18 protein-coding genes and 1 other RNA gene are annotated in these 20,879 nt (G+C 40.2%); 14 read left to right on the plus strand and 5 right to left on the minus strand.

What is annotated here, in order from left to right:
• Positions 1-8 precede the first annotated feature (8 nt).
• Positions 9-1,493: a glycerol kinase GlpK gene (glpK, locus tag AC1M9N_RS12910; RefSeq protein ID WP_481954862.1), complete on the minus strand. Its 1,485-nt coding sequence runs from the start codon at positions 1,491-1,493 to the stop codon at positions 9-11.
• A gap of 132 nt (positions 1,494-1,625) precedes the next feature.
• On the opposite strand from glpK, the gene ssrA reads away from it, so the two are divergent.
• The 8 genes from ssrA to AC1M9N_RS12950 all read left to right on the plus strand — a co-directional run bounded on the left by ssrA (position 1,626) and on the right by AC1M9N_RS12950 (position 9,856).
• Positions 1,626-1,986: a transfer-messenger RNA gene (gene ssrA, locus AC1M9N_RS12915) on the plus strand.
• Positions 1,987-2,101: 115 nt separating this feature from the next.
• A complete protein-coding gene (locus AC1M9N_RS12920; protein WP_481596554.1) occupies positions 2,102-3,034 on the plus strand; it encodes a LysR family transcriptional regulator in 933 nt (310 codons plus the stop codon).
• Positions 3,035-3,133: 99 nt separating this feature from the next.
• On the plus strand, positions 3,134-4,528 hold the full coding sequence (tcuA, locus tag AC1M9N_RS12925) for an FAD-dependent tricarballylate dehydrogenase TcuA (RefSeq protein WP_481954863.1): 1,395 nt from the start codon (positions 3,134-3,136) through the stop codon (positions 4,526-4,528).
• A 2-nt stretch (positions 4,529-4,530) separates the two neighbouring features.
• Positions 4,531-5,676, plus strand: a complete 1,146-nt coding sequence (tcuB, locus tag AC1M9N_RS12930; RefSeq protein ID WP_481954864.1) for a tricarballylate utilization 4Fe-4S protein TcuB — start codon at positions 4,531-4,533, stop codon at positions 5,674-5,676.
• Positions 5,677-5,769: 93 nt separating this feature from the next.
• Positions 5,770-6,762, plus strand: a complete 993-nt coding sequence (locus tag AC1M9N_RS12935) for a Bug family tripartite tricarboxylate transporter substrate binding protein (RefSeq protein ID WP_481954865.1) — start codon at positions 5,770-5,772, stop codon at positions 6,760-6,762.
• Positions 6,763-6,815: 53 nt separating this feature from the next.
• Positions 6,816-7,262: a tripartite tricarboxylate transporter TctB family protein gene (locus AC1M9N_RS12940; RefSeq protein ID WP_481954878.1), complete on the plus strand. Its 447-nt coding sequence runs from the start codon at positions 6,816-6,818 to the stop codon at positions 7,260-7,262.
• Positions 7,263-7,275: 13 nt separating this feature from the next.
• Positions 7,276-8,778 (plus strand): tripartite tricarboxylate transporter permease, encoded by a 1,503-nt coding sequence (locus AC1M9N_RS12945; RefSeq protein ID WP_481954866.1) that lies wholly within the window; start codon positions 7,276-7,278, stop codon positions 8,776-8,778.
• Between the two features lie 46 nt (positions 8,779-8,824).
• Positions 8,825-9,856, plus strand: coding sequence for an AbrB family transcriptional regulator (locus tag AC1M9N_RS12950; protein WP_481954867.1), 1,032 nt, complete (start codon positions 8,825-8,827; stop codon positions 9,854-9,856).
• Positions 9,857-10,467: 611 nt separating this feature from the next.
• Here AC1M9N_RS12950 and AC1M9N_RS12955 read toward each other — a convergent pair.
• The 4 genes from AC1M9N_RS12955 to AC1M9N_RS12970 form a co-directional block, all read right to left on the minus strand.
• Positions 10,468-11,187 (minus strand): PqiC family protein, encoded by a 720-nt coding sequence (locus AC1M9N_RS12955; RefSeq protein ID WP_481954868.1) that lies wholly within the window; start codon positions 11,185-11,187, stop codon positions 10,468-10,470.
• Positions 11,174-12,823, minus strand: a complete 1,650-nt coding sequence (locus AC1M9N_RS12960; protein WP_481609244.1) for a PqiB family protein — start codon at positions 12,821-12,823, stop codon at positions 11,174-11,176. The genes AC1M9N_RS12955 and AC1M9N_RS12960 overlap by 14 nt, the downstream gene beginning before the upstream one ends.
• A 93-nt stretch (positions 12,824-12,916) precedes the next feature.
• Entirely contained in the window at positions 12,917-13,651 is a 735-nt protein-coding gene (locus tag AC1M9N_RS12965) for a paraquat-inducible protein A (protein ID WP_180000502.1), read from the minus strand.
• Positions 13,652-13,686: 35 nt separating this feature from the next.
• Positions 13,687-14,319 carry a paraquat-inducible protein A gene (locus AC1M9N_RS12970; protein WP_228143131.1) on the minus strand — a complete coding sequence of 211 codons (633 nt, stop codon included), beginning with the start codon at positions 14,317-14,319 and terminating at the stop codon, positions 13,687-13,689.
• A 423-nt stretch (positions 14,320-14,742) separates the two neighbouring features.
• On the opposite strand from AC1M9N_RS12970, the gene AC1M9N_RS12975 reads away from it, so the two are divergent.
• From AC1M9N_RS12975 to AC1M9N_RS13000, 6 genes are read left to right on the plus strand one after another with little or no spacing between them, the layout of a single operon-like run.
• The gene (locus AC1M9N_RS12975; RefSeq protein WP_481609245.1) at positions 14,743-15,717 is read left to right on the plus strand and encodes an acyl-CoA desaturase; all 975 of its coding nucleotides are present in this window, start codon (positions 14,743-14,745) and stop codon (positions 15,715-15,717) included.
• Positions 15,714-17,000, plus strand: coding sequence for an NAD(P)/FAD-dependent oxidoreductase (locus tag AC1M9N_RS12980; protein ID WP_481954869.1), 1,287 nt, complete (start codon positions 15,714-15,716; stop codon positions 16,998-17,000). The genes AC1M9N_RS12975 and AC1M9N_RS12980 overlap by 4 nt, the downstream gene beginning before the upstream one ends.
• Positions 17,001-17,008: 8 nt before the next feature.
• Positions 17,009-17,797 (plus strand): DUF1365 domain-containing protein, encoded by a 789-nt coding sequence (locus tag AC1M9N_RS12985; protein ID WP_481954870.1) that lies wholly within the window; start codon positions 17,009-17,011, stop codon positions 17,795-17,797.
• A 1-nt stretch (position 17,798) separates the two neighbouring features.
• Positions 17,799-18,995 carry a class I SAM-dependent methyltransferase gene (locus AC1M9N_RS12990; RefSeq protein ID WP_481954871.1) on the plus strand — a complete coding sequence of 399 codons (1,197 nt, stop codon included), beginning with the start codon at positions 17,799-17,801 and terminating at the stop codon, positions 18,993-18,995.
• Between the two features lie 20 nt (positions 18,996-19,015).
• Positions 19,016-19,792: a DUF1295 domain-containing protein gene (locus AC1M9N_RS12995; RefSeq protein WP_481954872.1), complete on the plus strand. Its 777-nt coding sequence runs from the start codon at positions 19,016-19,018 to the stop codon at positions 19,790-19,792.
• Positions 19,793-19,800: 8 nt separating this feature from the next.
• The gene (locus tag AC1M9N_RS13000; RefSeq protein ID WP_180028022.1) at positions 19,801-20,850 is read left to right on the plus strand and encodes an SAM-dependent methyltransferase; all 1,050 of its coding nucleotides are present in this window, start codon (positions 19,801-19,803) and stop codon (positions 20,848-20,850) included.
• The last annotated feature ends 29 nt before the right edge of the window (positions 20,851-20,879 follow it).

Raw genomic sequence — 20,879 nt, forward strand, 5'->3', positions numbered from 1 at the left:
TTTTTATACTAAACATCTGATCTTGAACGTTTCAACGCACGATTCCATTGATGTAAATGAAATTGACGTTGATCTTCAGACATTGTTGGCTCAAAGGCTTTATCCAATTTCCATGATGCCGCAATATCAGACGGATTTTTAAATACACCTGCAGTTAAACCTGCCATTGCCGCAGCTCCCCAAGCCGTTGACTCCAAAAGTTGCGGTCTTAACACAGGAACATTCAGTAAGTCGGCTTGAAACTGCATCAACATATCATTTTGACTCGCACCACCGTCTACACGCAATTCTTTTAAAGGGTTTTGAATATCAGATTGCATGGCATTTAAAACGTCAGCGACTTGAAATGCGATTGATTCGAGAGCTGCTCGCGCAATATGTGCTTTATTTGTCCCTCTAGACATACCGCATAATAATGCGCGGGCATCCGTATCCCAATGAGGTGCTCCTAAGCCTGTAAAGGCAGGAACAAGTACGACACCATCGGTACTGTTAACTTGACACGCCAATTGTTCAACTTCTTGGCTACTTTGAATAATTCCAAGTCCATCACGTAACCATTGCACAATTGCACCAGCCATAAAAACACTACCTTCAAGCGCATACGAGGTGTGTTCTTTACATTGCCAAGCTAAAGTGGAGAGGAGTTGATTTTGACTCAGTTGAATTTGATCACCTGTATTGAATAACATAAAGCAGCCAGTACCATAGGTATTTTTAGCTGAGCCTACGTCAAAACATGATTGACCAAATAACGCTGATTGTTGATCACCTAAAATCCCTGTAATTGGAATTTCTGCACCTAAGAGACCTTTTGCTGTATTGGCAATATGGCAATCAGAAGCCACGATTTTGGGTAGTATTGCTTTTGGGATATTAAATAGTGCGAGTAATTCGTCATCCCATTGCTGGGTATGCAGATTCATTAACATGGTTCTTGAAGCATTCGAGACTTCAATCACGTGTTCAGCACCTTGAGTGAGATTCCAAACTAGCCAGCTATCAATGGTTCCAAAAGCCACTTCGCCTTGTTCCGCACGAGCTCTTAAACCATCAATATTTTCAAGTAACCACACTAATTTTCCAGCACTGAAATAAGGATCAATGCGGAGTCCTGTGGTGTAATTTATCTTGTTTTGTAAGTCTTGTTGAATGAGGGAATTACACCAATCACTTGCTCTGCGATCTTGCCAAATAATCGCAGGGGCTTGAGGTTCACCAGTTTTTTTATCCCAAATCACTGTCGTTTCGCGTTGATTGGTTAGGCCTAAAGCTTTGATATCTTTAGGCAGTAATCGCGCATCAGCAATTGCTTGCTGCACTACAGCGATTTGTGAACTCCAAATCTCTTGTGCATTTTGCTCTACCCAGCCTGACTTTGGTGTTCGTATTTTAGTTTCTCTTTGAGCTGTTGCATGAACGTTTCCATGTTCATCAAAAATGATCGCACGACTTGACGTCGTCCCTTGATCCAGTGCAAGTAAATAACTCATAAAATATGCAATTTTGAACTTGAAAAAAGGGATTTTATCTCAATTATTGGAATAAGCGCATGTGTATGTTTAATTGTTGTGAAATTAGAGGTCGTATTTTCAAACTTTTATGCTATGATTGCGTTGTACTTTGGGGATGTTCCTGGCTTCGACGCTGGTGATGAAACTCATAGATGCATGCCGAGAGCGCATTTTCTCTCGTAAATAAAATTTGCATTTTAAATAGTCGCAAACGACGAATCTTACGCTCTAGCTGCCTAAGGGCAGCTTGTCCGCATCTCTGAATACTTGTGGTTAGAGATCCCGACTGAAGCGCACGCACACAAGTCCGTATAACATCAAGCCTTGGGGTGTTGTACTAAACTTAAAGGATCGCTCTCTTAACCCTGTTCGTCGGGTCTTTGAGGGTTAAAATAATAGACGATATCTAAGCATGTAGTAATCTCGAGTGTAGTGCTTGCGGACGCGGGTTCGACTCCCGCCATCTCCACCAAAATTCTTGCAATAAAAAAGCCACTTATTTTAAGTGGCTTTTTTATTGCTAATTAAAACTGATAAAACGAAAAGTACGATGCTTATTTAATATTCGTATGGGTAGGGGGAGGCATATGGAACTGAAGCAACTTAGATACTTTATTACGATTGTTGAGTCAGGAAGTTTAGGTAAAGCTGCGCAGAAGTTAGATGTGGGCACATCAGCACTTAGCCAGCAAATTGCAAAGTTAGAAGATGAGCTGTGTACACGGTTATTGCAACGTAACTCTACAGGTGTGACTCCAACGCCTGCAGGTTTAGCGTTTTTCAAACAGGCACAACTTTCACTTCGTCATGCGCAATATGCAATAGAAGCGGCTCATTCATCACGTTTGACAGGTCATGTGAGTGTGGGATTTTCACCCAGTATTGCATCAGTACTCGGCATTCCCTTCATGCAACTAATGTCGGAGCGTTATCCCGATATAAAAATTCATTTAGTCGAGAGCCTATCTGGTAATCTCACCAATTTAGTCAATGCAAGGCAACTAGATATTGCGATCATTTTTACTAAAGATGTCGATAGTAACTGGGCTGTTCAACCTTTATTGAAAGAGCAAATGTTCATGATGGCCAATTGTGCTTTGTTAAAAGAGCAGGGTTATGAACAATGTATTTTAGAAGGAAAAATTGATTTAGAAAAAGTGAATCGCTTACCACTTGTATTGCCAAGTCAGAGACATGGTTTGCGTAAATTTCTTGATCAAAAAGTTGAATTATTAGATGTTGACTATGAAGTAGATGGTCTACATCTTCTGATGAATTGTGTTAGCAATTTAAACATGGCAACCATTCAACCTGTCAGTGCACATTTTGATTATCTAAAGTCGGATATTTGTTTATTAAAAGTGGTTGAACCAGAACTTGATCGAATTAATTATTTAATTAGTTTGGCTGAAGAAGAGCTTTCACCCGCGAGCTTAGCAACTAAAGTGGCGATTAAAAGCACAGTTAAAAGCTTGATTCAGAAAGGACTATGGCCAAGTGCTGAGTTATTAGACTTTTAACCTATTTAATTTTATTAAACACCTATTTAAATTCTGCCTATCACGTTAATTCACACTTTTAGTCTTAAATTACATCAAATTCGAGAGGGAAGACATCGAATGCATGATGTAATTGTGATTGGCGGTGGGAATGCCGCATTGTGTGCTGCACTGACAGCAAGAGAACAAGGCGCATCTGTCTTATTATTGGAAGCTGCACCCAAAGAGTGGCGTGGGGGGAACTCTCAGCACACTCGTAATTTACGTTGTATGCATGACGCACCACAAGATGTATTGGTGGACGCTTATCCTGAGGAAGAGTACTGGCAGGATTTGTTAAAAGTTACCGCGGGCAAGACCAATGAACATTTGGCACGCTTGGTGATTCGAAGTACAGCAACTTGTCGAGATTGGATGCGTAAGCATGGGGTGAATTTCCAACCACCGCTGTCAGGGGCACTGCATGTCGCACGTACTAATGCATTTTTTATGGGCGGTGGAAAAGCTTTAGTTAATGCCTATTTTAGAAGCGCACAAGATTTAGGTGTTGAGGTTCGCTATAGCACCAAAATTGTTGACTTGGACATAGAAGACAATACTTTCAAAGCTGCTATTGCTGAAGACGGTACACGTTTTGAAGGAGCGGCTTGTGTTCTTGCTGCAGGTGGTTTTGAATCGAACATAGCATGGCTTAAAGAAGCTTGGGGACAAAACGAAAATGGTGAGTGGCCAGCGGATAATTTTATTATTCGTGGTACACGTTTCAACCAAGGCAACTTACTCAAATTTATGATGGATCAAGGAGCCGATATCATTGGCGATCCATCTCAATCGCATTGTGTCGCTGTCGATGCACGTGCTCCTTTATATGATGGTGGAATTTGTACCCGTATTGACTGTGTATCTTTAGGGATTGTCGTCAACAAAAATGCAGAGCGTTTCTACGATGAAGGTGAAGACTTCTGGCCAAAACGTTATGCGATTTGGGGGCGTTTAGTTGCGAAGCAGCCGAATCAAATTGCCTATTCAATAATTGATTCGAAATCCGTTGGACGTTTCATGCCCCCCGTATTTGAAGGCACGAAAGCAGATAGCATTGAAGAGTTAGCAGCAAAGCTCAATTTAGATGTGGCTACCCTCTCGAAAACGGTGGATGAGTTTAACCAAGCCTGTATTGTTGGTGAGTTTAATCATACTGTGCTTGATAATTGTCATACTGAAAATTTAAGCCCTGCGAAAACCCATTGGGCTGTTCCGCTGAATCAACCCCCTTTCTATGCTTATGCACTTCGTCCGGGGATCACTTTTACTTATCTCGGCTTAAAAGTAGAGGATGATGCGGCCGTTCGTTTCAATAATCGGCCAAGCCCAAATTTATTCGTTGCAGGTGAAATGATGGCTGGCAATGTGTTAGGTCAGGGTTATACCGCAGGTGTGGGGATGTCAATTGGAACGACCTTTGGTCGTATTGCAGGAAAAAATGCGGCGAATGCTGCACTGATGTTGGGAGTTTAATTATGAATGCCAATGCAAAAAATTTAATTCCTATCGTGCAGTTGAGTCAGAACGAAGATCAAGTCAAACAAGCCTTACAGATTTGTAATGCTTGTCGATACTGTGAAACATTTTGTGCGGTTTTCCCTGCCATGACCAAACGTCTTGAGTTTAAGCAGGCGGATATCCACTATATGGCTAATCTTTGTCATAACTGCGGTGCGTGTTTACATGCTTGCCAATATGCGCCACCGCATGAATTTGGTGTCAATATTCCGCAAGCCATGGCACAAGTTCGATTAGAGACTTATCAAGAATTTGCAGTCCCTTCTGCATTTGGATCAATCTATCAAAAAACAGGCATTCCACTGGTTTCTGCAATGTCAGTACTATTTTTCTTACTGATGTTGGCAGGTGTTTGGATGAATGGCACCGATCTATTTGGTCGCTACCAAGGTGATTTCTACGCCATTTTTCCTCACAATTTTTTAGCAGTGCTGTTTGGTTCAGTGTTTATTTTAGCGTTTGTGCTATTGGGTTTAGGCATTGCAAAATTCTGGAAGCAAACCTCTAAAATTATTCCTGAAGGCGTGGCGCAGCCAGATATTCTACAAGCTTCTAAAAATGTTCTCACGCTCAAATATTTAGATGGTGGGCATGGTAAAGGTTGTAATGAAGAAGATGATCGATATACACAAATCCGTCGTGTTTATCATCACTTCACAATGTATGGCTTTTTACTCTGTTTTGCAGCAACAAGCGTTGCAACGTTCTATCACTATTTTCTTGGTCTTCAAGCACCCTATGCCTACAGCAGTTTACCCGTAATTTTAGGTACGTTGGGTGGAATTGGCTTAATCATTGGCCCAGTAGGATTGTTATATCTCAATATTAAACGTCATCCTTTACATGGTGATGTGAAGCAAAAGCCAATGGACCGTGGATTTATTTTCTTGCTTCTGCTGATCAGTATCACCGGTTTATTGCTCTTGGCATTTCGTGATACCTCGGCAATGGCATTACTCCTGATAATTCATCTCGCAACAGTTATGACTTTCTTCTTAACAATTCCCTTTGGTAAGTTCGCTCACGGTTTCTATCGCAGTGCAGCTTTATTAAAGTTCGCTGTGGAAGAGAGAATTGCAAAACAACGAGCTAAAACGAAGTAAACACCCAAACCAATCTAGGCCAGAGGTTAGATTGGAAATAGGTAAAACATGGACATACATCAATTAATAATTCAGCAATAAGGATAGTTTGCTATGAAAAAAATGAAATGGTTAGCACTCGCATGTACAGGAGCAGTGTTAGTGGGTTGTGGTACAGGAAATGCATCAAAAGAACCCGGCCAACCTAAACGAGCAGAATGTATCGCACCTGCTAAGCCAGGGGGGGGATTTGATATGACCTGTAAACTGATGCAATCCGGCTTTAAGGAAGCGGGAGTTCTTGAGTCACCCGTTCGTGTAACGTATATGCCGGGTGGTGTAGGGGCAGTGGCATATAACAAAATCGTTAACAATGACCCAGCGAACGATAATGCTGTGATTGCATTTTCCACAGGCTCACTATTGAACTTGGCCCAAGGCAAATTTGGTAATTTCACAGAAAAAGATGTGAAGTGGCTTTCAGGTGTTGCCGTTGATTATGGGCTTGTAGCAGTTCACAAAGATTCACCACTGAAAAACCTTGATGATTTGATGAAGGCATTGCGTGAAAATCCGAAGAAACTCAGCTTTGGTGGTGCAGGTAGTGTTGGTGGTCAGGATTGGATGCAAACAGCAATTTTAGCGAAAAAAGCAGGCGTGAATCCTGCCGATATGAGCTTCGTTGCATTAGAAGGAGGTGGCGAAGTTTTAACCTCACTCTTGGGGCAGCATATACAAGTGGGTGTAGGTAATGTCAGTGAAGTTGGTTCACATTTAGACAGCGGCTCAATTCGTATTTTAGCGGTGTTTTCCAAAGATAGATTGGAAGGTAAATTTTCAAATCTACCTACCGCAATTGAGCAAGGCTATGACCTTGAGTGGCCTGTCATTCGTGGTTTCTATGTGGGACCAAAAGTCAGTGATGATGCTTATCAGTGGTGGAAAAAAGCCTTTGAAAAAATGATGGCAGATCAGAGATTTGATGCAGTACGTGACAATCAAGATTTACTGCCATTTGAAATGACTGGCGACGAACTAGCAGCGTATGTATATAAGCAAACCAATGAAATGCGTCAGTTATCGGAAGAATACAAATTATCAAAATAATCAACAGACTGAGTTAGGACGGTTGTTCTAACTCAGTTTTGTTTAGAGGGAAGCTGATGAAATCTGAACGCATGCTTACAGCCATCATTACTGTTATTGGATTGGGCTTATTGATCTACGCATTGAACTTTCAAGCCCCCATTTCTTACGACCCAGTCGGACCAAAAGCCTTTCCGGTGCTGCTGATGAGCTTGATCACTTTCAGTGCTTTTTACTTAACGGTTCGGCCAGCCATTATGTTTGAGGTAGTTGAGCTAGGGTGGACAAAGCACTTGGTTGGTAAATTGGTCCTGTGTGTAGTGGCTTTGACAATCTATGCTGCTGTCTTTGAGTTTCTTGGATTTATGGGGGCTACTTTGTTACTCACAATCGCGCTTGGACATTTGTTTAACGGCAAAATGATCCCGATTGTAATCACCAGTATTGTCTTAAGTCTGAGTACTTATTATCTGTTTGACCGTGTGTTAGACGTGCCTTTACCGCTTGGGCTCTTTGGTTAAGGATAACAACCATATGGAAATATTAAATTTTTTAATGATGGGTTTTGAGGTTGCCTTACAACCGAAAAACTTATTAATTGCCTTTATTGGGGCTTTTATTGGAACTGTCGTCGGTTTATTGCCCGGTTTAGGTCCAATCAACGGTGTTGCGATTCTTTTACCATTTGCTTATGCCTTAGGTTTACCCGTCGATAGCGCACTGATTTTATTGGCTGCTGTATATTTGGGCTGCGAATATGGTGGCCGTATCTCCGCAATTCTTCTTAATGTGCCTGGCGATGCGGGCGCTGTGATGACCACCTTGGATGGTTATCCTCTTGCACAACAAGGTAAAGCAGGGATTGCGCTGTCATTATCTTCAGTCAGTTCCTTTATTGGCAGTACGATTGCATTTATTGGGATTGTGTTATTTGCACCGCTTTTAGCAAAGTGGGCAATTGCATTTGGTCCTGCTGAATACTTTGTATTGATGGTTTTTGCGATCGTTTGTTTAACGGGATTGGTGAGTACCCAACCTGTTAAAACCTTTCTTATGGCATTAATGGGGCTGGCACTTTCGACTGTTGGAATGGATGCAATTACCGGTGTTTACCGTTTTACTTTTGATAGTGTCGGTTTAAGTGATGGGATCGCCTTTACTACACTCGTGATTGGTCTATTTAGTATCAGCGAGATCTTACTGTTACTTGAACGTACTACCATTGGTAAAGTCGTATTACAACAAGGTAAACGCTCTTTATTTAATGTCAAAGAATTCTTTAGTTCACTCGCAACCATCATTCGTGGTTCATTGATTGGATTCTTCTCTGGGATTTTACCTGGGGCAGGTGCGACTGTAGCTAGTGCCATGGCCTATACCACTGAACGTAAAATGGCGAAGGACAACAGTCAGTTTGGTAAAGGTGATTTGCGTGGGCTTGCTGCACCTGAAAGTGCCAACAATGCTGCGGCCTGTGGTTCATTTGTTCCCATGTTAACCCTTGGCGTGCCAGGTTCAGGGACTACAGCGGTCATGATGGGTGCATTATTAATGTATAACATTGCACCTGGGCCACAACTGTTTACTGAGCAACCAACTTTGGTATGGGCACTGATTGCTTCATTAATGGTAGGGAACATTATTTTGCTTGTGCTGAACCTTCCATTGGTCGGTTTCTTTGCAAAAATGTTGAGTGTACCTAGCTATATCTTGATTCCAATTATCGCAACCGTGAGTTTTATTGGGGTTTATGCGATTCATAGCAATGTCTTTGATCTGTTGCTATGCCTTGGTTTGGGTGTGTTTGGCTATATCTTACGTAAATTTGACTTCCCACTTGCACCGCTCATTTTAGGTTTCGTATTAGGTGAGTTGATGGAATCGAATTTACGCCGTGCGTTGTCCATCTCTCAAGGTGAACTTAGCATTTTATGGAGTAGTCCAATCAGTATTGGTCTTTGGGTGATGTCCGCACTGTTACTGATCCTACCGATTGTACGCAAATACCTATTTGTAAAAAAACAAAAATCAATCTAACCCAAGCTGATGGTCAACATGATGTTGACCATCATTGGTGAGGAATATGGAAAACATCAAATCGAATGCCAAAGGATTGGCAATTGCCTTCATTGGTGCATGGCTTGGTATTCTTGTTGGTCTACCACTACCTTGGTTATTAGGTCCACTTCTGATCACGCTTATCATTGGCAGTTTTGGGATATCTAATCCATGTCACGTCCGCTGGCGTCAGACAGGGCAAGTGATTATTGGTATGGTTTTGGGGCTGTATTTCACACCGGCGCTTGTGAAAGCATTATCGATTTATTGGATATTTATCTTGATGGGTATTTTATGGTCCATCGTGCTGAATTTGATTTTAGCGACTCTTCAATATTTTTTTAATCGCCTAGATTGGTCAACGGCGTGGTTTGCATCAGCAATTGGTAGTGCTAGTGAAATGGTTAATATAGCTGAAAAATATCAGGCACAGGTCGATAAAGTTGCAGCGACACATAGCCTAAGAATTGTGATTCTAGTTGTGTTATTACCCATTTTTATGAGCCTTTATTTGGAAGTTGATTGGCATACAACAGTGATGACCGTGCAGCATTTTGATGTGGGCTCCACCATTTTGATTTTTTTATTGGCTTTAGGCATTGCAAAATTATTTGAGCATTTCAATGTGCTGAATGCTTGGATATTAGGCCCGATTTTAATTATTGGTTTGCTGTCTTACATCGGTATGCTTCAGCATAGTTTGCCTAATTGGTTGATTGCATTTGGACAACTCTGTATCGGTTGGTCATTGGGCAGTAAATTTCCATTTGGCTTATTAAAAGACAGTAAACGTTTTTTATTGCTCACGATTCTTTTTAATTTATTGGCATTGATGCTCTCAATTTTATTTGTTCTTGGACTCATTCAATGGGCTTCAGTGGATGAAAAAGTTCTATTACTTGGACTGTCTCCGGGGGGGATTGCTGAAATGTCCTTAATGGCAAAAGTATTAGGTTTGTCAGTCCCAATCATTGTGGCATTTCAGTTGTCGCGCTTAATTTTTGTGATTCTTACCACAAAATATTTTTATCAAATTACTCACAAAATGTTTTTTTAGATATTGTTTGGAATCTAAATTAGAGCACGCATGAATAGCAGTATTTATGATCTAATTTCTTATGCAGACAGTTTGTATAGAATCAAAAGAGATGGATGATTTTTAAAACTCATTCAAAACCAAGATGGGGGAAATATGTCTTGAAACTATCAGAAATAATCCTCCAGCTTTAAAATAAGCACAATATCAAAATGAAGCCATGTGTTTAATGACAGTTTCAAACTGTGGCGACCTAATCAAATATGTACATCAACGCACTACCCTCATTTGTTTGGAAGCCTTAAAGATGAAGGCTTAGCGATTCGGTATATTGATCAGACGAGTGCTGAAATTTTGAGATCGGCAATGAAAAAGAAATCATACGTGATTCAGTACTTAACAAAACATTCTCCCATCATTTAGTGGGAGGTGATACGATTCAATCCTAAGGTGGGGAGAGATCTTCGACATCATGATGCCCATTTTTGGGAACACTTAGTTGAATCAAATCTATAAGTCATTGACTATTTAGAGGATCCATCTCAATAAGTCATAGATCTTGCTTAATCCTTTAGATCTAAAAAGACATGATTTTTTTAAAATAAAAAAATCAGTTTGTGATCGATATATGTTTAACTACATACCGTACCAGTAATCGGCTGATTCCTATTTTCTAAGTGCTTGACTGAACTTGCAATACTGATTGAAAGTTGATCAATGGCTTTTTGCGAAACAGTGACTAAAGTATTTAAGTCTTTAGATTTTTGTTGAATTTCTTCATAAAAACTCATCCGACAACTGAGTTGATGACGTTGAGGTAATGTTTGAGCGTTTTTGGGTGTGAATAAGGGGCGATTGGGATCATCATATCGTAAAGTCCAAGTCGCATTCATGAGCATAAAGCGTTGCTGATTTGATTTTTCGATGAAATCGAAGTTAGAAAAATCTAAGGCAATTCGATAAGCTGCTTGTCCACCAGTCATACCACTATTATAACGATCCACTGCACCTAATGTTTGCTGTAAACGCGCAGAAACAGCATCTCTCAATTCAGCCGATAAAGTAGATGTCCAACGATCATCGAACAATACTTTAGCCTGCCCATTTTCTTGTTGAATTACCAATGGAATTCGGTTTAAACGATCGGATAATCCAACAGGAAGCACCTCAATCATCCTCACTTTTTGATTTGACGAAGATGATGTTAGCGTTTGAGTGCTCAATGAATAGAACTTAGGCGTAGGGGATGAAGAGCACCCACTGACGATGAGTGCAAACAAACCAACACTCAAGCTTGAAAGGACTTTTAGGTAGCAGCGTTGCTGAGATTTCAATAATTTATTCTCTGTCATCTTTCTTCGGCTCCGCTGTTTTTCCACGAATCAATGACTCAGGATTTTGTTCTATTTGATCTGCCATTAACTGCAATGAAGCTGCGGCACGGGTAATTTGTTGTAAAGCACGACGTAGATCTTGTTGTAATGGTGCATCACTTGCCAAGATGGTTTCAGAAGACTGAACTGTTTTACGAACATCATCCAAAGTGGCTTGTAAATTAGGCGCAACTTTGCCATCCAGTTGATCGACCAAACTTTTTGAAGATTGTATAGTTTTATCTAAGTTTGCCAAGGTATGACGAACGTCCTGACCAATTTCAACCAATGGAAATTTAGATACATTATCGGCGATTTGGGACACTTGTGCTTGAAGGCCTTTTAATTCTGTAGGAGTTGTTGGAACTTCAACTACACCATCATTTCGACGGATTGCAGTGGCATATTTAGCTTTAGGGAAAAGATCAAAGCTAATGTAGTTTTGACCTGTAAGTAAATTGCCAGTCCGCATTTGAGCTCGCCAACCACGCTCAACAAATTGCTTGAATACTGTACCTTGCGGGTCCAACTCATGACCTCCAGCAATACGTGAAGGATAAACTTCAGCATCAACACGCATTCGAATTTGCGAGTGATTATTGTAGAACTCAGTGTTGATTTTTTTCACAGTACCGACTTCGACACCCATGAAATCAATTGGAGCTCCTACTGATAAACCTCGCAATGACTCATTGAAATACATTACGATCCGTCTTGGATTAAGATCAGGCTCTTTAAGCGCAAGCTTTTCAGAGTCAAATAATTCAAATTTCATTTTATTCGGAGCAGGAGCTGCATCAGAATTTTCAGGATAACCAAATGCGATCCCTCCTGAAATGATGCTTGCCAAAGATTGTGTGTTTAAACTAAAGCCCGAAGCATTCAAATTGACATCTACACCACTGGCTTGCCAGAAACGCGCATCTGTGGTGACAAATTTGTCATAAGGTGACTTAATGAAAGTTTGAAGTTCAACGCTTTTTCCATCATCAGCCAGTTGGTATGAGGTTACTTGTCCAACGTTGATTCTTCGATAATAAATAGGTGAACCGAAATCGAGCGAACCTAAATCTTGTGCCTTTAAGAAAAAGATTTTTCCAGGAACATCGGAAGTCACGACGGGTGGAGTTTCTAGCCCTTTAAATGAAGTGGTTTTGACATCTGATTTACCGCCATCTACTTCAATATATGCGCCAGAAAGTAAAGTATCGATACCTGAAACCCCACTTGCACCAATACGTGGTCTCACTACCCAAAAACGTGAATCTTCCGTAGCAAAATTACTGGCATCTTTCCGAAGTTCAATTTTAGCAATGATATGAGACCGATCTTCCGAAAGGTCAATTTCGCGTACTAGACCCACATTGACTTGACGATAACGAACTGTAGTTTTGCCAGCTTCAATGCCTTCTGCAGTCCTAAAAGAAACCTCAATAACAGGACCAGTATTCAAATACGCCTTGAGAGCTAATGAAAATGCAATGAGTAATGCCACAATTGGAATAATCCAAATGAGAGAAGGTTTCCATTTGCTACGTTTCTTATCAGGTATACCGACCTGACTCAGAACTTGTTCATCATGAGGATGACCATTACTCGATTGGTTTTCTGACATAGTTATTGATCTTATTAAATCGTAATGTGTTTGTTGTTTGTACGCTTCATCATATGAATATCAAGCAAGAAGTGAAAGGGTTTTATGTAAATCTCAATGTTCTGTAGCGTCATTTTTTTTTTCATGCTGACTCAGGATTGAAACGTAATAGTTGTCCCAAATGATTCTAGGATCAAAACTCAGTGAGGCTAACATTGTCAAAACCACAACTGCACCAAAAGCAACTGCACCTGTGCCTGCTAAAATAGTTGCCAATGATTGAATTTGGATCAGTGCTGCGAGCATGGCGACAACGAAAACATCAATCATTGACCAACGGCCAATAAACTCCACGACTCTATACATGATCGAGCAATGCTTCGGTGAGAGGTGAATTTTTTTTGAGGCTTGTAAATGTACAGCACTGAGCAGGAGAGCAAGGATGACCAATTTCAGTAGTGGAATAAATATACTGGCAATAAAAATAACGGACGAAACGAAATAGTCACCACTTTTCCAGAAATAGATGACTCCACTCATAATAGTGTCTTGTTGACGACCAAGAATAGATTCTGTAATCGTCATCGGTAAAACATTGGCTGGTATATAAAGGATACTTGCTGCAATTAAATAAGCTAAAGTTCGTTCTAAACTTCGGGTTTTACGGGTATGTAATGGGCTATCACAACGGGTACAGCGGGATTTTCGTGCTTGTTCCATGGCAGACAAGGACGTCATGCGGTTGAGTGTTCCACAGCAATGACAAAGTGTGAGCTCAAGATCAATTGCACGCGGTGCAAGCGTTTCTAATGAGACAGGTTTCTGCACAGGGTGTGGCGAATGCTTCATCTGATCGGGTTGATTCGTATGAGTGGAAGTAATGGTCATGAGATTTGATTTCCATCAATTACATTCCATAGATCCTTGATTTTGATTGATACTAAATAGACCAACAAAACACTTAAAATGGCAAATGCCCATAAGGCAATTCCAGGAATCACAACCACCATCCCCACTAATTTCACCAAGGTGACCAAAACGCCAATCAGAAATACTTCAACCATTCCCCAAGCTCTCAGTTGAAAGAGTGACCGTAATGCGAGTTTAAGTGATGCATACTGTTGGGTTGCAATAACATTTTTATTAAACATTGCCATCAAAAGAATATATCCCATCAGAAGTAAGTAGGCTAAAGGGACAACAAAAGTGGTCATCAGAATAAGAAAGCCTACAAAAGCACGATCAGCCTCGAACATTGCCCAAGCCGCACCCAATAATGTGGTTTCTGAATAAATGCCTTGGAGTTCAACTTTGACAATTGAAAAACTATTGGCAATCGCAAAGATAATTAACGCAGTACAGACTAAGGCCAACAGTGTGTTAAATGTTGGAATTTTACGATAGAGCTCGGAACCGCAAGCCGAACAATAGGCACGTTCATTCTTATATAAATCGGATTTACGAAAGAGCGTATCGCACTCTTCACAAGCAACATAATTTTGATTGATTTGCACCATTCTTAAATCAGGGTCGCGTTTAGAATCCGATACAGTTTCTACATTCGTTTCAGACATCGTTGTCTCAACTTTTTCATCAATATTCTTGGTTTTTTATTTCTCCCTATAGTTTATATCGAGATTCAATAGGTTTGCCTATGATTATTTTGTTGAATCGAGATACATACCTTCTCGGTTTGGTTTATCAGTGTGCAGTCATGTAACTCAACGAGGGTATAAAAGGGGTTGAAGTGCTCATTGATCAGCATTTGTGTAGTCAAAATGAGGGTGAGTTAAGTTTATATGATGAAATTAAATTAATATTAAATTCAATGATTCAGCGTGAAATTCAAGATACAGCGTGTGCTTCACATAAACTTCATATATCAAGAACTACACTTTATTTAAATCATAAAGATCGATTGCTTATTTTGGGATGACTGTATGTTAAAAAGCCTCATGCAATGGCTGGATAGTTGGTCCGTAAGCGTACCACATGAAGCATTGACCTCTGAGAGTAAACAGATTCAATGGCTCAGAATAATTCCTTTTATCCTACTGCATCTTGCTTGTCTGGCAGTGTTTTGGGTCGGGTTTTCTTGGTTTGCTTTTGCATTTATGTTGTTTTTTTATTTTATTCGCATGTTCGCAATCACGGCTTTTTTTCATCGTTATTTGTCACACAAAACTTTTCAAACTTCGAGATGGCTGCAATTTATCTTTATTTTAATTGGCACAATGAGTGCGCAGCGTGGACCATTATGGTGGGCAGCACATCATCGATATCATCATCGTTATACAGATACTCCTCAAGACCCACATTCATCAACGCATGGATTTTGGTATAGCCATGTTGGTTGGTTTTTAAATGAATATAATTTTTCAACGCGTAAAAGTGTCATTAAAGATTGGCTGAAGTTTCCGGAACTGATTTGGTTAGATCGTTTTAGTTTGATGATCGTCTTAATAACGGCTATCGGGATTTATGGTCTTGGGGAATGGGTTGCTTGGATGTGGCCGCATTGGGGAACCAGTGGTGTACAGTTATTGGTATGGGGAGGCGCAATTTCTACTGTTCTGCTTATTCATGCCACATTGTGCATTAACTCACTGGCTCACCATTATGGAAGCCGAGATTTTGAGACGAATGACCATAGTCGCAACAACTTATTTTTATCTCTGATTACACTTGGTGAAGGCTGGCACAACAATCATCATTTTTATGCAGGAAGTACGCGCCAAGGGTTCTATTGGTGGCAGATCGATGTGACCTATTACATCTTAAAATTTATGTCATGGTTCGGCTTGGTTTGGGGAATGAAACCCATACCAGCTCGAGTCTATGAAGCAAGTAAAATTACGCGTTCGAAAAAGGCCAAACTCCAACATTCTCAAGTTCAGTCAAAGGAATCAAGATGAAAATTGCAATTATTGGATCGGGTATTTCAGGACTTTATGCAGCTTGGAAGTTGAGTAAGTTGCATGAGGTGACCGTATTTGAAAAGAATAATTATTTTGGGGGACATACTGATACTCATCAATTAAAGATCGATGGTGAGCAAGTTGCAGTGGATAGCGGATTCATTGTTTTTAATGAACACAACTATCCTTTATTTTGTGAGATGTTGAAGGAGCTTGGTGTACAAGCTCAAAGCAGCGATATGGGGTTTTCAGTTAATAATCAGGTCACAGGACTGCAATATAACCCTTCCAAGAAATTCTCATTATTGTTCAAACCACAGAATTTTTTAAAGACCCGCTTTAGAGCGATGTTGTCAGATCTATTCAGATTTTATGCAGCAAATAAAGATCTAGATGTTGAAGAGACCGACCCGCATTACACTATTGAGCAATATTTCAACGAGCATGGATACTCGGAAGCGTTTAGGCAAGAGCATCTCTATCCGATGTGTGGTGCATTATGGTCATGCCCAGTAGAGCAAGCAGGTCAAATTCCATATAAATTTGTAGTCAGTTTTTTTCAACATCATCGTATGTTGCAACTCAAAGATCGACCACAATGGTTAACCGTAAAAGGCGGGTCTTCTAAATATATCCGTGCAATTCAAACTCAAGCAAAGCATATTCAGTTTAAAAAAATAGAAGTGAAGTCAGTTAAGCGCTCAGCAAATGACGTGAGTATTGAAACGGGACAGGGGATTGAACGGTTTGATTGGGTGGTATTTGCAAGTCATGCAGATGACACATTGAAGTTGCTCGCTGAACCAACGGTTAAAGAATCAGAAATATTAGAAAAGTTTCAGTATCAAGACAATCATATGGTGTTGCATTCAGATACCAGCATTATGCCAAAATCAAGACGTCAGTGGGCAAGTTGGCATGTGCATGTCACACCGAATAGAGCGGGTCAAGTCACTCCATTTCAGCAAAATAGTGTCCATTATGGATTTAGTTATTGGATGAATCAGCTACAAAATCTGAAATGTGAAACTCAGATTTTTGCGACATTAAATCCTAATTTTGATTTAGATCCAAACAAAGTCTGGGTTCAGCGTCACTATCGTCATCCGGTATTTAATGCGGAAGCTATTGCAGCTCAGTCAAGATGGTCTGAAATAAACGGTTTAAATCGGACCTATTTTTGTGGTGCTTATTGGGGATGGGGCTTCCATGAAGATGGTGCAAGAAGTGCGTCATGGGTGGTTGAAGCCTTATTAAATTCATCTAATCAAGCCGCTTAGGAGTACTTATGCAGCTGTATCCACTTGCAATTGCAGTTGCTGACATTCGTCATCGCCGTTACTTGCCTAAGCCTTATGCTTTTCAGAGTCAGCTGACGTATTTGTGGTTTGATCCAGAACAGCTCAAACCCTTCGCGCAAACTTCGATACTTTGGTCAACGAAAAAATGGAACTTGCTGAGCCTAGATCCTGATGACTTCTTGGCAAACTATCAAGGCACGATTCGAGAGAAGGTTCTGCATGTATTGGAAGAGCATACCTTAGAAGAACAGATACAGATCGCTGAAATTCGGGTGTTGGCTTTGCCGCGCACGCTTGGCTTCAGATTTAATTCGGTGGTTTTTTATTTTCTATTTAATGCCCAGCAAAAATTACAGTTCATTCTCAGTGAAATCACCAATACACCCTGGTTAGAAAGACAGGTATATGTTCACGATTGTCGCACCGGGGGGGAGCAGCATTCCGAATATACGAGCTTCCACTTCCAGTTTGACAAAGCTTTTCACGTGTCACCCTTCATGCCAATGGATCTGAAGTATCAATGGACATTTAGTTTGGCTGAAAAACAAAATTATGTGCTTATGCAATTGTTTAAAGAGGAAAAATTACAATTTGATGCATCGATGCGTTTTGAGTTAATCCCCATCACACTTCCTTCACAACTTCATCGCTATGCTGTTTTTAAACTATTTGAGCCAATCAAGATGGTTGCAGGTATTTATTATCATGCCTTTAAGCTTTGGATAAATAGAGTTCCATTTTATCGGCATCCCAATAAAACGAAGGATAAGCTGTGATATGAAATCATTGTTAATGGGAGAGCAATCTTCACTACCGCTGGTGTTACGTCATTTACTGAAATTAAAACACGGCCAAATTCATTTTAAAGGGATTTGGGAGGGTTCAGTCGGTGAGGTGAGTGATCTAGACGCAGTGATTGAGGTCCTTGATGCAAAGTTGATGGATCTACTTTTTCGTCAGGGGGTTCTTGGTGCAGCTGAAGGTTTCATTCAAGGATATTGGACGACACCAGATTTAGTGAAGATTGTGCGAATTCTTGCGAGAAATCGCGATATTTTAGATCGCATGAACCAAAGTGCCTTAGCAAAGGCGAGTCAACTCTTGCTCAAAACTTGGTATGCATCGCGTAAAAACTCATTGGAAGGTAGTCGCAAAAATATTGCTGAGCATTATGATTTAAGTAATGACTTTTTTAAGTTATTTCTTGATCCGAGCATGATGTACTCCAGCGCGGTATTCAAAGATCAATCTATGACTTTGGAACAAGCATCCGATTATAAAAAAGAAATCATATGCCAAAAATTGAAACTTCAACCCATGGATCATTTGGTTGAAATAGGCAGTGGATGGGGTGGTTTTGCGATCTATGCTGCGCAAAACTATGGTTGTAAAGTGACCACTATTACCATTTCTCAAGCTCAATATGACGAAGCTAAAGCTAGAATTGACGCTGCGGGTCTGTCTCATCGTGTTGAGGTTAAATTAAAAGATTATCGTTTACTTGAAGGTAAATTCGATAAATTGGTTTCAATTGAAATGATTGAAGCCGTTGGCGCGCAATATCTTTCGACATATTTTGAAAAGTGTCGACAGCTGTTAAAACCTAATGGTTTGGCGCTTATTCAAGCCATCACCATTGAAGATGCACGATATGAAAAGGCATTGAGTACGGTCGATTACATCAAAAGATACATTTTCCCAGGTAGTTTTATTCCTTGTATCAGCGTGATGACCAATGTTGCATCAGAACAAAAATTACGTCTAAAGCATCTTGAAGATATTGGTTTAAGTTATGCACAAACGATTCACTGCTGGCGTGAACGTTTTCTAGAACAGCGTGAGCAAGTTTTAGCACTGGGCTTTGATGAAAACTTTATTCGCATGTGGGATTTTTATTTATGTTATTGCGAAGGAGGTTTTCTCGAAGGCGTCATTAGTGATGTGCATTTATTGTTTGAAGCAAGTCCATACTAAATCAGTGAGAGGACATCTCGATGTTGCTCAATTTATTTGTGATGAATGTTTTCCTGATGCTTTGTGCATGGATTTGGGTGACATTTAATCATCGTGCAGGTTTGGTCGATGTCATTTGGAGCTTTGGAATAGCTTTAAATGTCCTCATCGCAGCAAATGTAATGAATGAAGCCCCTACATCTGTTCGCATTTTTCTAGCGATCGCGAGTGGTCTTTGGTTTCTCCGTTTAGCATGGCATTTATTCAGACGATATATCCGAGAAGATGCTGAGGACACGCGTTATGCCAATATGCGCCGTGCGATGGGAGACTTTCAACATTTAGGTTTTCTTCTCTTTTTTCTATTTCAGGCTGGGTTGATCTCCTTATTCTCATATCCAATGATCAAATTGCTCAGTATACCTGCGATGCAGTGGAGTAACTCGACAGAACTGCTGCTGATTTCAGGATTAATCATGCTGGTTGCATTTATTGGTGAGGCACTCGCAGATCATCAGTTGTATCAATTTAAATTGAACCCGAATAATCGTGGCAAAACGATGGATCAAGGGTTATGGAAATATTCACGCCATCCGAATTACTTTTTTGAATGGATACATTGGTTTGCTTATCCAATCTTAGGTATAGCGGCGGGAACGCTTTGGTTGTGGATCTATCCGGTGTTGATGTGGCTCTTTTTGTACTACATCACGGGTATTCCATTTAGTGAACAGCAAGCGCTCAAAAATCGTGGTGCAAACTACAAGATGTACCAACAAAAAACATCAATGTTTCTTCCTTGGCCACCGAAAAAGTAGGTAATTACATGGATTCAATCGTTCAACAATCGTTAAAACTCATTGAAAGTGGCAAAGTTCCAGATCAAGTTATTCGTCTTGGTATCCAAGCACTTTGCAAAAAACGTCTTGAGCAAGAAGGTCGTTTTGACCCTGTATTCGCTTCACAGCGTTATATGGATGTATTAAGAGACTTGAAAAAAAGTGAAATCGCGATTGATACAGACAAGGCAAATGAACAACATTATGAATTGCCTACAGCATTCTTTCAGGCCGTGTTGGGCAAGCGTTTAAAGTACAGTGCCAGTTTATTCCATGATGCTAAAACCAGTTTAGATCAAGCTGAGGAAAATGCCCTGCAGGTCTACTGTGAACGTGCGCAATTACAAGATGGTCAGGACATCTTAGAAATAGGCTGTGGTTGGGGATCACTCAGTTTGTATATGGCAGAGCATTATCCAAATGCCAACATTACGGTAGTATCAAACTCCAATACTCAACGTCTTCACATTCAACAACAAGCCAAAGAAAAGCAATTTAACAATTTGACAGTCATCACCTGTGATGTAAATCAACTCGAGTTGGAGCAAAACTCTTTTGATCGTGTTGTATCCGTTGAAATGTTTGAGCATGTTCGAAACTATCAGCGATTATTTGCCAATATTAGCCAATGGCTCAAAGCAGATGGTTTATTGTGGTGTCATATTTTCTGCCATCGATTTATTCACTATCCATTTGAAGTTAAAAATGATTATGACTGGATGTCTAAATATTTTTTTACAGGCGGTTTAATGCCTGCTGTTTCGACTTTCCTGCACTTTCAGGATCATTTACAGTTAGAAAACCAATGGCAATGGTCTGGACAACAGTATGAACATACAGCCAATGCATGGTTAAATAATATGGATCAAAAAAAGGACTTACTTAAACCACTATTTAAGCAAACTTATGGTCAAGATGCGGAAATCTGGTGGCAACGTTGGAGAATCTTTTTCATGGCTTGTGCAGAACTGTTTGGTTATGACAAAGGTCGTGAGTGGGTGATTGGCCATTATTTGTTTAAGAAGCGAGCTGTTTGAAGTTCAAACTAATTTTAGCGATAAGGTGA

Source organism: Acinetobacter sp. ANC_7655, assembly GCF_056784015.1.